10 protein-coding genes and 1 pseudogene are annotated in these 12365 nt (G+C 35.7%); 9 read left to right on the top strand and 2 right to left on the bottom strand.

The annotated features are described in order from the left end of the window. Nucleotides 1-22 precede the first annotated feature (22 nt). From QA442_RS11140 to phrK, 9 genes are all read left to right on the top strand, one after another. Complete coding sequence (locus QA442_RS11140; protein WP_114523679.1) at nt 23-784, top strand: distal tail protein Dit; 762 nt, start codon at nt 23-25, stop codon at nt 782-784. 12 nt (nt 785-796) lie between these two features. Then, nucleotides 797-3439, top strand: a complete 2643-nt coding sequence (locus QA442_RS11135; RefSeq protein ID WP_279474439.1) for a DUF7361 domain-containing protein — start codon at nt 797-799, stop codon at nt 3437-3439. Between the two features lie 14 nt (nt 3440-3453). Beyond that, nucleotides 3454-4275: a hypothetical protein gene (locus tag QA442_RS11130; protein WP_279474493.1), complete on the top strand. Its 822-nt coding sequence runs from the start codon at nt 3454-3456 to the stop codon at nt 4273-4275. A gap of 42 nt (nt 4276-4317) precedes the next feature. Then, complete coding sequence (locus QA442_RS11125) at nt 4318-6873, top strand: peptidase G2 autoproteolytic cleavage domain-containing protein (protein WP_279474438.1); 2556 nt, start codon at nt 4318-4320, stop codon at nt 6871-6873. 171 nt (nt 6874-7044) lie between these two features. After that, on the top strand, nt 7045-8100 hold the full coding sequence (locus QA442_RS11120) for a peptidoglycan recognition protein family protein (protein WP_279474437.1): 1056 nt from the start codon (nt 7045-7047) through the stop codon (nt 8098-8100). Nucleotides 8101-8215: 115 nt separating this feature from the next. Next, nucleotides 8216-8608 (top strand): hypothetical protein, encoded by a 393-nt coding sequence (locus QA442_RS11115; RefSeq protein ID WP_279474436.1) that lies wholly within the window; start codon nt 8216-8218, stop codon nt 8606-8608. Between the two features lie 21 nt (nt 8609-8629). Next, entirely contained in the window at nt 8630-8881 is a 252-nt protein-coding gene (locus QA442_RS11110) for a phage holin (RefSeq protein ID WP_153256881.1), read from the top strand. A 154-nt stretch (nt 8882-9035) separates the two neighbouring features. Next, a complete protein-coding gene (gene rapK, locus QA442_RS11105; protein ID WP_279474435.1) occupies nt 9036-10151 on the top strand; it encodes a response regulator aspartate phosphatase RapK in 1116 nt (371 codons plus the stop codon). Further along, nucleotides 10148-10270: a phosphatase RapK inhibitor PhrK gene (gene phrK / locus QA442_RS11100; RefSeq protein WP_004399440.1), complete on the top strand. Its 123-nt coding sequence runs from the start codon at nt 10148-10150 to the stop codon at nt 10268-10270. The genes rapK and phrK overlap by 4 nt, the downstream gene beginning before the upstream one ends. A gap of 54 nt (nt 10271-10324) precedes the next feature. Here the strand turns inward: phrK and QA442_RS11095 are convergent. Beyond that, nucleotides 10325-10482: pseudogene (locus QA442_RS11095) on the bottom strand (hypothetical protein); the annotation flags it as partial. A 154-nt stretch (nt 10483-10636) separates the two neighbouring features. Then, nucleotides 10637-12343 carry a carbamoyltransferase C-terminal domain-containing protein gene (locus tag QA442_RS11090; RefSeq protein WP_279474434.1) on the bottom strand — a complete coding sequence of 569 codons (1707 nt, stop codon included), beginning with the start codon at nt 12341-12343 and terminating at the stop codon, nt 10637-10639. Nucleotides 12344-12365: the final 22 nt, after the last annotated feature.

Below are 12365 nucleotides of genomic sequence, written 5' to 3'. Positions count from 1 at the left end.
TTTTTATATTGGGGGTGAAAAATTGATTAGACAGAGCCAATATTTCCTGTTTGACAACGAAAAGTCCATTGACTACGGAGTGGAAAACGTTAATACAGAGTCTGGGTTAGTTGAGGAATCTTTTTTGGGTTCACGATCAGTTAATGAAACTTATGTAAAAGGAAGATCAGAGCCGTACACTGAAGGTGTCAAAAGAGAAGCAAAACAATTTCCTTTAAACTTTTATGTTGGTGAAAATTATGATGAGAAAAAAATAAGAGCAATTAAGCGCTGGCTAGATGTTGATGATTACAAGCCCTTAGCTTTCAGTGAAAATTTAGACATTGTGTATTATGCAATGCCCGTAGATACCAGTGATCTAGTCCATAATGCGGCTAGACATGGATATGTTCGTTTGACAATGAAATGCAACTCCCCTTATGCATATAGTCGAAACACAAGTACTCATTCCTTTGATATATCATCAGGAATGAAAATCATTGAACTCCATAACAAAGGCGATGTTGCGATTTACCCTACTGTTGAAATTCTTAAAATTGGCGACGGCGATGTAAAAATCGAGAACCTGAGTGATTATACTGATCCCTTTATATTCAGTAATCTAAAAGACAGAGAAATTGTTAAAGTGAATGGCTTCAAAGAAATTATTGAGTCGTCTTTATATGGGAATGAAAGATATGATGATTTTAATGACAATTATATTAGATTGGATTACGGGAAAAATCGATTAAAAGTGACCGGAAAATGCAAACTGAGATTCACTTTCAGATTTAAGTATCGGTAAGAAGGTGGAAAATTGATAACTATTCGCAAGGATACAGAGATAAAAAACATACGCTTATCCCTTGCTAAGCCAGATAAGACTAAAATAGCCAACATTGATGAAGTTCTGAATCCAACTGTAACTTTAAATCATGGAAGCAGCGTTCACGAACTCTCCTTCTCTATTCCGCTTAAGGCCACCTATGATGGGGTCATTAAAAGGAATCATGTTGTAGATTTACTAAAACCCTGGTACCTAATTAAAACTGAGTTCTATGGGCTTGCGATTTGGTTTATTATCACAAAAAGAACCAAGTCTTTCAGCAGTGAAATGGATACTGTACAAATTGAGTGCAGATCTCTTCAACATGAATTGAGTAGAATAAACGTTCTTAAATATGAGGAGACATCTAAAAATCTCCAGGAAGTAGTTACAGACTGTTTAAAGAATACCAGTTGGACGGTTGGATACATTGATACTCTCTTTAACATAAAACGGAGACAGTTTGACGTATCATCAACTAACAAGCTTGATTTTTTATATTCAATCTGCGAGAAGTTCGATGCAGTCCCAGTCTTTGATACAGTAAATGAAACTGTAAGCTTTTATAAAGAATCAGACATTTCGAAATACAAAGGCCTTAAACTGAACCCTCGGCAATATATGATTAGCATGGACGATTCTGATGATGCAGACGAATTGGTAACAAGACTGTATGCTACTGGAAAAGATGGCATAAGTATTAATTCAGTGAACCCGACTGGCCAATCGTACATTGATGATTTCTCTTATTTCCTCTTCCCCTTTCAACGTGACGAACAACGAAATGTAATTTCCCACAGTGCCTATATGCCAGATGAACTTTGTCATGCAATTCTTGATTATAATGATCTTGTTAATAGCGAAGGAAATGCGTTTAATAAGCTTCTCACCCAAAAGAACGAAGCTGAAACTGGTTTAACCGAATTGAATAATGAGCTTTACACACTTGATCTAGAAGTCCAAAAGTTATTAGATCGAATTGATGTTGCGAAGAAAGCTGGAGATGACACAAGTCAACTAAAAGCTCAACTTGCCGTAAAGCAGAAAGCAGTTGCAGAAAAGAAAAACCAAATTGCTACGATTGAATCAACAATTTCTCAAATATCTGCTTCAATTTCTAAGCTTAAAGAAAAGCTTTCTTTTGAGAACAATTTTAGTGAAAATCAGCAAAAACTGCTCTCACGTTTCATTTCGACAACTGAGTGGTCAAATGACAGCATCTATGATGAGAATGAACTTTATGATGATGCCAACGAAGAACTTGAAAGTCGTAATACACCACCAGTGAATGTAACACTCGATATTGTTAACTTTTTTAACTGTATTAGTGAAAAACATAACTGGGATAGGTTCAGTTTAGGAGACATAGTACGAGTTCAACAGAATGATTTAAATACCGATATTAAAGCCATACTTTCAGCAATAACAATTGATTTTGAACAATCAAATATTAGTGTCACAGTTACAAATGGAAAAAGAGTTCAATCTGATTTTGAGAAAATCATTAAGACTGTTTACAGAACAAACAAAATAAGTACTGAATTAAACAAAAGAAAGATTGAATGGGACAAAGTCACTGAAAACTTCAATATCCGAAATGACAGAATCTCAGTACAGCCGGCCCCTCCTGCCATTGCTTCTGATGGCACTGCAATTACCCACAAGGTAAATGATAACGGTTCAGTTGATATTACCATTCAGTGGGACTATGTTTATTCCGATGAGGACAAATACAACATTGATGGATTTGAGGTTTACTTACACGGTAGTGATGACAATGAGGAGTACACATTTGGCTCTGTGCAAGCTAGTGAGAACTTACAAAATGTTAAATATGACAGACGGACAGCCACTTTTACCGGATTACCTTCAAATATGTACTACACTATTGGTGTCCAAGCATATCGAAGAGTAGATGCAGATATAGATATAAATCAGATTCTTCTTTCGGATATAGTTAAATCAAGCCATCCTTCTGAAAACCCCTACCTCCCTTCTCCTTCAATTGAAGTAAAAGGAAGCCTTAGTGGAAAAGTTAACGGTCTCTATACAATCTCCACGGAAGCTAAGCCAGAAGATCCAGAAACAGGGACAATTTGGATTGACCCAAAGACTAATAAACAGGAACTGTTTAACGGAGAGGAATGGATTGTCTCATCTGCAGGATCAGCAGACTCCTTGAATGGTTTTCCTGCTTCTACATCAACTTCCCCAAACTCAATCCCCGTTCGAAATGAATCAGGGATAATTAGTGGTTCAATAGATGGTAATGCAGAGATGTTAGGTGGACGGGCAGCATCTGATTATGTATTAGTTGAAGATATCCTCACTCCCCCAAAGTTTGCAAAGGGTTCTTATATAGGTGACGGTACTCCAAGTAAAGCAATCCCACTCACCTTTACTCCCGATTTGGTAAAAATAACTCCAATTTCAACCGAGGACAGTCAACTTGTTATTGAAAGCACTTTGGGCGGTTATACCTATCAGGTAACTTCAACCGGATTATCCTTAAAAGGCGGAGATACAGGTTACGGCGCTTTAGGCAACTTCATGTTTATTACAGGAGCAGATAGCAATTTTAGGGGCAATAAATTAAACGTTAAATATATCTGGGAAGCTTATCAACAAAATTAACGGAGGTGATTAAACTGGCGGATTTTGCTGAATTATACAATGACCCGATACTAAGTAAAAAGAGAATAGGTTCAGTTGAAGACCCGTACCTAACTTACAATGAAACATTAACAATATTTAATGGAAGAGCACTCCTAACTGAGATTCCGAACAGAGAATTTCGTGTTGAAGTTACTGGGGACAATAAGGAATGGCGAGAGATTGAAGATGGAGAACTTGACGACAACTATTTTAAGGTTGATTACCTTATGGGAGTGGTCTTTTTTAATGCCTCAAACGAAGGAAAATCGCTTACCTTCAATTACAGTGGCGAAGGAGCTTCCTTCTTTCCCGCCTCTCGAATTTGGATAAAGCGTCAAGGGAATATGGTAATTGAAACTCTACAAGGGCTTATTGATGAAGCTGAAGATGCAATAATTCGAATGAATGAACGGATTGCTGAATGTGAACGTGTTACAAAGCGATGTATTGAAATAACTAAATGGTGCAGAGAAGCTACATCCGATTATGAATATGTTGTTGAAAACACAAGAAAAATTTATAAGCCTTCAGTTTATACATACGCCGATATTATTACAACATATCCAAACCCGCTCATTGGCTGGACTGTTGCAGTTAAAGATACAAAAACAGTCTATAGGTGGGATGGATTTGACTGGGTAGACATTGGTACTTCAGAAGTATATGAAGGTTTCAATATTTTATTAAGTGCTGTCGAACCGTTTAGTACAAATTATATATGGTATCAAGATGAAGGCTTGGTACCTGAAAAACAAAGAGTAATCATATCAAATGTTGCACCTGAATCAGGTATGGTTTGGTATGAAATTGATTAGAAGGAGAATCTACTAGTCTCTTTTTTAACTTGGAGGAATTAGATGGGATTTAAATATTATGATAAAAATACCGGTTCCTATGTTCCCATGTCGATTGAATTACTTAAATCAGATGGCGTTTCTTACACTGCACCCTCGATTAAGCAGACTTTCGAGGATATCTTAAAACAAGTAAGCAGTGTTTCAAGTAGCGTCACTGAGAAAGTTGATGGGCTATCAAATCAAATTGGGAACATAGATGATTTTCATATTACGGGTACAAACCTTGTTGAGAAGATATTAAATGCATTAATTCAGCGTAGAGTTAGCGTTACGGATTTTGGAGCTAAAGGCGATGGTGTGACTGATGACACTGCAGCCTTTAACAAAGCTTTGGAAATGGGAAATGCAGAAGTATTTGTGCCAGCCGGAACATACATGGTTAAAGGCTTGAAAGTCCCATCCTACACTAGATTATATGGAACAGGTAAACTCTCAGTTATTAAACTTTATAAAGATGCCCCCGCATACAGCCACGTCATCACAACTGTTCAAAATTCAAAGTACATTATTTTTGAAAACCTCTTGCTTGACTGGAACCTTCAGAAGACTAACAACAGCATTTCCTCTGGCCCCAACTCAAGTTGCTTAAACATTACCAATTCACAATTTGTATGGGTAAATAATGTTCATGCCAAAGATGCAGGATTACACGGGTTTGATGTAACCTCTCCTTCTTATAACTCCCTTACAGATACAGAAGATGTTTATCAACCAGGTGGAAGTAAATACGTTTGGATTAATAATTGTACAGCAACGAACTTTGGCGACGATGGTTTCACAACCCACTTCTCAGAGTATGTTTTTATAACAAATTGTTATTCATATGATGGAAACGGATCAGCTCATACATCAGGTGCCAGCAACACAAATGGATTTGAAATTGATGATGGTTCAATGAAAGTTTGGCTGATCAACTGTGTCAGTAAGAATAACTGCCGAGGATTTGAAGCTAAGGCTCATGAACATGCACCAGCAGCACAGAATGTCACCTTTTTAAATTGTGTATCTGAAAATGATATTCGAAGTTTTGATTTTAGACACATTGGATTCCATAAAGCTAGTGACCCAGAATCTAAAACTGCAAGAAATATTATGGCTTCTAACTGCACAGCAATAAAACCAATTTTCAACGATAGGTTATACGCTGGAATGACACCAAGAGCTTTGGTTATTTCTGCTTACAAAAATGTTAACATTTCTAATTTCACAGCTATCGGTGACCCTTCTTATGACTATAAAGGTAATCCAGCTATTGCAACTCAATATAAAAGCAGGAACATTACTTTTAATAATGTTTCTTCATCTGGATTTAAAACAGCTGGAGCAGATATTTATATTTATGGAGGAAGTCAAAAATCTGACTTTGTGTCCTTATCAAATATAAATGTTCTTGAATCTGCATTAATTGGCATCAGAATTGGCAGTGCTATTAAGAACGCAAGTGTAAATCAAGCAAGTTTAATTGGTTACAGCAAAGAAGGGTCTATTGGCTTGTATTGTACAAATTCTCAAGTTGACATTAACGCAGTCAATTGTGATAAATACGCTATCCCCTCGAAGATTGCCGGAAAAGCCTATACATCCTTTGTACCAAAAAATATTAAAGGTGGCACAAGGATTGCGACAACTTCTGGCTACGCTGCTAAAAATACTAGTCTTGTAGCTGCTTCTTCTGGTGGTGGACAAGCAACGGGTACTGCTTCTGCTGTTATAGCAACAACTGGTGGATCTAAAGCCGATGGCCCTCGTAACGTAGTAATCGCTTCATCTGGCGGTTCTAAAACCACATCTGAAGGCAGTCGTTCAATGGTTGCCGCTTCAAATAACTCTTCTATTGAAGGCACTGGATCATCTAGGATGGTCATAGCTTCCCAAGGTGTTGCCAATAAAACAGGTTACACAGTTGCTTTAGGATATGCTGCTACAGGTGTACCCTCTACAGCAAATACAAAGATTCAATTAGATGCAAAGAATGGGAATATTAATCTTACCGGTCAAGTTAAAGGTGCCTCAACTTTCTCAGATTACGCCGAGTATTTTGAATCGATTGATGGTAAAGCCATTCCTTCTGGTTATTTTGTAACTCTAGAAGGTGACAAAATCAGAAAAGCCAACGCAGGAGATAAAGTTTTAGGAGTGATTTCTGAAACAGCTGGTGTAGTTTTAGGTGAAGCAGCTTTTAACTGGCAAGGTCGTTATTTAAAGAACGAATTTGGCGGATTGATTTACGAAGATATTGATGTAACAGTTACCAATGAAGACGGTACACAAAGAATCGAAACTAAAACAGTTCCGAAAGAAAATCCTTATTATGAACCTTCTGAAGATTATATTGCTCGGTCTGATCGGCCTGAATGGAATATCGTAGGAATGTTTGGCCAGATATTTGTACGTATTGATGGGACTGTTGCAGCTGGTGATCGTATAATTCCTAAAGCCGGTAAAGGGTCAAAATCTGAGGATGGTTCAGGTTACTATGTAATGCGTATCACAACCCCGTATTCACAAGAACGAGGATATGGTGTAGCGCTATGTCTTATCACCCCTACAATCTAAATGCATTAAAAATTAAGGAGGTGTTTACGTTCTAGATAAAATATAGATTTTATTCAAAATACATACTTGAAAGACAGAGATAACAAGAGCATACGTGAGCTAAAGAGAGATGGGTTTAGTCCCCTTCTCTCTTTTTTGTGTTCAAATTTAATTATTAGGAGAGATGTTTTTATGACAATTCAAGCGAGACAAATGCTGGTACCATCAAGTAAATATGCAATTAAATGTCCTTATGCAATGACAGCTGAATATATCACATTCCATAATACAGCCAATGATGCATCAGCAAATAATGAAATTAGCTATATGAGAAATAATAACGCAACAGTATCATACCATTTCGCTGTAGATGATAAAGAAGTTGTTCAAGGACTTCCTACAAACCGGAATGCATGGCACTGCGGTGATGGAGACCACGGTACAGGAAACCGCAAATCAATTGGTGTGGAAGTTTGTTACTCTAAATCAGGTGGGGAACGTTACAGAAAAGCAGAAGCTCTTGCAATCAAGTTTATTGCACAACTACTCAAAGAACGTGGCTGGGGAGTTGAGCGAGTTAAGAAGCACCAAGAGTGGTCTGGAAAATATTGTCCTCACCGTGTTTTAGATGAAGGTCGTTGGAATGAAGTTAAAGCTGCAATTGCCGCTGAATTAAAATCTCTCGGTGGCAAATCAACTACTTCAACTAATCCAACATCATCCTCTCCTTCCCCTTCTTCAGCAGCAAATGGTTCCCTCAAATCAAAAGTTGACGGTCTTCGTTTCTACTCAAAACCATCTTGGGAAGATAAAGATGTTGTCGGTACAGTAAACAAAGGCATTGGATTCCCTACAGTTGTTGAAAAAGTTAAAGTTGGCACTGCGTATCAATACAAAGTTAAGAACTCTAAAGGCGCTACATATTACATCACTGCTTCTGATAAATATGTTGATGTTACAGGATCAATTAAAACCTCTTCCTCTGCCCCAAAAACAGCATCAACTTCTTCAAACTCCTCATCTATTAAATCCGTGGGAAAAATCAAAATTGTCGGTGTATCAAGCGCAGCAATCGTAATGGACAAACCTGATCGAAATAGTTCAAAAAATATTGGCACAGTCAAGCTTGGAAGCACTGTTTCAATTTCTGGTTCAGTTAAAGGTAAAAACAATTCCAAAGGTTACTGGGAAGTTATTTATAACGGTAAACGCGGATACATCTCAGGACAGTTCGGTTCAAAAATCTAATTATATTCAATTATCTCGGAGGATATTTATTGATCTAATGTATCATTGACTATCCTCTTAATTTTAGGAGGTGATGTAATGTCACCTTTCTATATTTATTAAAGGTTGGTGACAAATGGATAATTTTGAGCAAAGCACCATTTCAAGATTAAGTGCACTAGAAGAAAAAGCAAAACACACTGATAGCAAGATTGATTCTCTTGAAGAAAGAACAAATGTTATCGGTCGTATAGCTACACTTGTTGAGCAACAAGTCGAAATTAACAAAGACTCTCAAGCACAATCAAGAGAACAGTTCAGTACTCTTAACGAAATGAGTAACAGTTTAAAAAATCTAAGCAAATCATATGAAAAACTGGACAATCGAGTTGAAATCTTGGAACGCTCTGATTCCACTCGAAAAATTGACCCCTCTCAATTTACAAAAGACCTTGTATTCAAGGTGCTACCAAGTGTGATTGCAACTATTATCGGTGCATGGTTACTCATACATTTTGGTCTTAAATAAAAATGAACAGGAGACGATTAAATGACTAAAATTAACTGGAAAGTAAGACTAAAAAAGAAGACATTTCTTGTTGCAATTTTCTCTGCAACACTTTTATTCGTACAAGCAATTGCCTCTGCATTTGGATACGACTTGACTGTATTTGGTGACGAATTGACAGAGAAATTTAATGCGCTTCTAACTTTTTTATCTGCAATGGGTATCATTGTTGACCCAACAACTCAAGGTATTTCTGATAGTGAACAAGCAATGGATTATGATTCACCGAGATAAACCCCATACCCTTCTCTTGATTGAGGCGGGTATTTTTTTCGTTTTTTCAAATGAAAAAATTGCAGAAAACCTTACATCCTTTTACAATTTTTTCAATGACTATGTTATGATTGTTTTCGAGAGATTTTTGAAATTTTCAGAAAGAGGGGTTTAAATGAGTAAGATCGCTTCTGAAGTTGTCGCTACTACACTGAATGACTGGTACATTGCTATAAAAAAACAAAAGGTTGATGAATCAATAAAATATTATTCAGAGATAAAGAAACTTTTTGATGAAATGGAAGAAGATCAAGAAGTTCTTGCGTATTATAGTCTATTAGAAGAAAGACATAAAATGTTGCTGCATGCCTCACGAGGAGAACCTTTACAAAAGCACACCTATTTTACTGAAGACAATCAAAACTTCATTAAAAAAACAAATGATAAATTAGAATACAACTTTTATTTATTTGAAGCAATGTATGAGGCATACAACAAAAACTATGATCGAGCAATCAACTTATATGGATTAGCTGAGAAAAAGCTTGCAGAAATTCCAGATGAAATTGAGGCAGCTGAATTTTACTCTAAAGTCTCTTATTTATACACTCTTGTTAAACAAAGCATTGTGGCACAACACTATATAAAAAATGCAATTTCAATATATAAGCGACACCCTGATTATAAATGCAAACTAGCTACATCAACAATGATTGCAGCTGCAAACTATGCTGATATGAAACGATTTGAGGAAGCAGAAAAATATTACTTAGAAGCAATTGATATTGCAAAAGAAACAAAAGATGAATTTTTGAAAGCTCAATTATTTCACAATCTTAGTATCGTTTATTCTGATTGGAACAAACCTGATAAATGCATTGAATCTCTTGAAAAAGCAATAGGAAATGAACCTTGGTTACATTCAATTTATTATATAAATTCTTTATTCATGATGATTAAAGAACTCTTTAAAATTGACGAAAAAATGAAAGCCGTTAATTTTTACAATAAAGCACAGGAAAGACTCATATTAATGGAGAATAAAGTATACGAAGCCAAAATCAGCATCTTATATAACCTTTATTGTGGGGAATTAAAAAATAATTTCAATAATTGTGTTAGTAATATTGAGTTTTTAAAACAACAAAATGAACTTGAAAGTGTAGATGAATTGTCTTACATAGCTGCAAAAAGGTTTGAATCAATAGGTGCTTTTGAAGAAGCAACAAGCTTTTTCAATGCGAAAATTTGGGCTGAACAGAAAATGAATCAGGTGGAGGGAATCTTATGAAAAAACTTGTGCTTTGCGTATCTATTTTAGCTGTAATTTTAAGTGGGGTAGCTTTAACGCAATTGAGTACAGATTCACCATCTAACATACAGGTAGCTGAAAGGCCTGTCGGAGGTTAAAAAAAGGTTGATTAATTAATTAGCCCTACTCAAACATTTGAGTGGGCTTTTATTTTATGATTTTTGTCCCCCAGTAAGCCCTGCTCTGTGAAGCGCAGTTCCTGCAGATGTATAAGAAACTGCTCTCAGAATGGCTTTCGATCAATACTTGCATCTAATCCCATCCAAACGAAACCAAGCTTTCTTCTCTTCTCATTATCCACTTCAAATAAAATCATCAGGTGTTACACATATTGATTTAGCCCAAGTAGACGCTATATTGATTTATTTATCATTTTTGGGGTTCGTTACTGATCCAACGACTTTAAGTATTTCAATAAAAAATTCAAAGGGTGAAAAAGACACGCCACTCTATAGAGGCGTGTTTTATATTCTCCATATTAAATAATTATCTAGAATTAAAGCGTCTAAATTACTTTCTGCGAAACAAGATATTGCATCTTCTGGTGTTTCTACAATTGGCATGCCATTTAAATTAAAAGAAGTGTCTAGTACTACGTAAACGCCAGTTATCTCCCCAAATTTTTTTATAAGCTTATAATAAAGCTCGTTATCACATTCTTGAACTGTTTGCAACCTAGCAGTTCCATCAATATGAGTTATAGCAGATAATAAGTTTCTTTTATCTGGATTAACTGTAGCTGTAAACATCATCGATGGACTTCTCTCTCTGAAATTAATGAAATATTCAGATGTTTTTTCTAAGATTACACTTGGGGCAAATGGTCGAAAGGCCTCCCTTTTTTTTATTTCTAAATTAAGACGATTCATAACTAACTTATCTCTTGGGTCTGCTAAGATACTACGATTACCTAAAGCTCGTGGACCAAACTCACTTTTCCCTTGGTACCAACCAATAACTTTTCCTTCACTTAATAATTTAGCTCCCACAGTAGTAATATTATCCATCTCTTTAAAAGTTAAACCTTTGTATTTCTTGATGATAATTCTAAGATCTTCTTGTTTTATTCTATATTCCTTTCCAAGATACAATGGTATATTAAAATTAGGGCTTACTGGGATATTCCTTTCTTTCATATCTTCTATAACACCATATAAGGCATTTCCTATACACAAACCTTGATCCTGAGGGGCACTAGGAACATAAACGCTTTCAACTCTTTTTATATCTAACAATTGACTATTACTAAGACAATTTAAAGCCACTCCTCCTCCCACGCAAATATTACTTAAATTATACTTATTCAATAAAAACTCTGCCCTAACCCTTGTCCATTTTTCTAGTTGTTTTTGAATATACTCTGCCATATCTGCATGAATTTGCTTAAGAGGTTCATTTCTTTTTCGTGGATCTGGTATTGTTACAGATAGTTTACTAAATAAATTTTTAATATCTTTTTCTGTATCTCCCGTATCCTCTATAACACAATGCAAATTTCCATCATAATCCATCCTATAGGCATCACCTATATTTTCAAAAGCCCCAGAACCATATGATGATAATCCCATTGTTTTGCCAGCGTTGTGATAGTTACCTAATCCCAAGTAGTTAGTAATTTTATTATACAATTTTCCGAACCCTAAGGCATATGGATAGTCAAAGTCTCTGTCCACTAATTTTATTTCGTCCTTATTTCCTATGTAATAAGAATTTCTTTCGCAAGTATTTTCGAACATATACGGTGATGTTTTTTCACCAATTATTTGCCCTTCATTGTCATTAATTATAATTAATGCAGAGTCATAACCGCTAGAAAAATAAGCAGCGTATGCATGTGATAGGTGGTGTGTTGGTATTACTATAAGCGATTGTTTTTCATTAATACCTATCTCTTTTTTTATATGATCAATTAAAAATTGAGGAACATTTATAGATACTCCATAAAAACTTACCACAAATTGATCAACGTCTTCCAAACTTAAATTGCAACTTTCAAGAACATATGGTAATGATTTTTTAAAGCCACCATCATATTTTATATATGAGAGTCGTTCTTCTGTAATCGCTGCAGCTATATGGTTGTCTTTGAAAATACAGACCCCTCCCCCATCAACATATCTGATTTCATCATCATCATTTACAATGCACGCATTTAAACCTACTGTAATCATAATACCCTCCAGTAAATAATAA

The organism is Bacillus stercoris (assembly GCF_029772985.1).
GTDB classification, from domain to species: Bacteria; Bacillota; Bacilli; order Bacillales; family Bacillaceae; genus Bacillus; species Bacillus stercoris.
The sequence above is the reverse complement of the archived record's forward strand: the minus strand, read 5'-3'. Positions and strand labels throughout refer to the sequence as shown.

Bases quoted from the DNA above. Each gene is read 5' to 3' on its own strand.
- rapK (WP_279474435.1), top strand. From the start codon at position 9,036: ATGAGTAAGATCGCTTCTGAAGTTGTCGCTACTACACTGAATGACTGG.
- phrK (WP_004399440.1), top strand. From the start codon at position 10,148: ATGAAAAAACTTGTGCTTTGCGTATCTATTTTAGCTGTAATTTTAAGT.
- QA442_RS11115 (WP_279474436.1), top strand. From the start codon at position 8,216: ATGGATAATTTTGAGCAAAGCACCATTTCAAGATTAAGTGCACTAGAA.
- QA442_RS11110 (WP_153256881.1), top strand. From the start codon at position 8,630: ATGACTAAAATTAACTGGAAAGTAAGACTAAAAAAGAAGACATTTCTT.
- QA442_RS11125 (WP_279474438.1), top strand. From the start codon at position 4,318: ATGGGATTTAAATATTATGATAAAAATACCGGTTCCTATGTTCCCATG.
- QA442_RS11090 (WP_279474434.1), bottom strand. From the start codon at position 12,343: ATGATTACAGTAGGTTTAAATGCGTGCATTGTAAATGATGATGATGAA.
- QA442_RS11120 (WP_279474437.1), top strand. From the start codon at position 7,045: ATGACAATTCAAGCGAGACAAATGCTGGTACCATCAAGTAAATATGCA.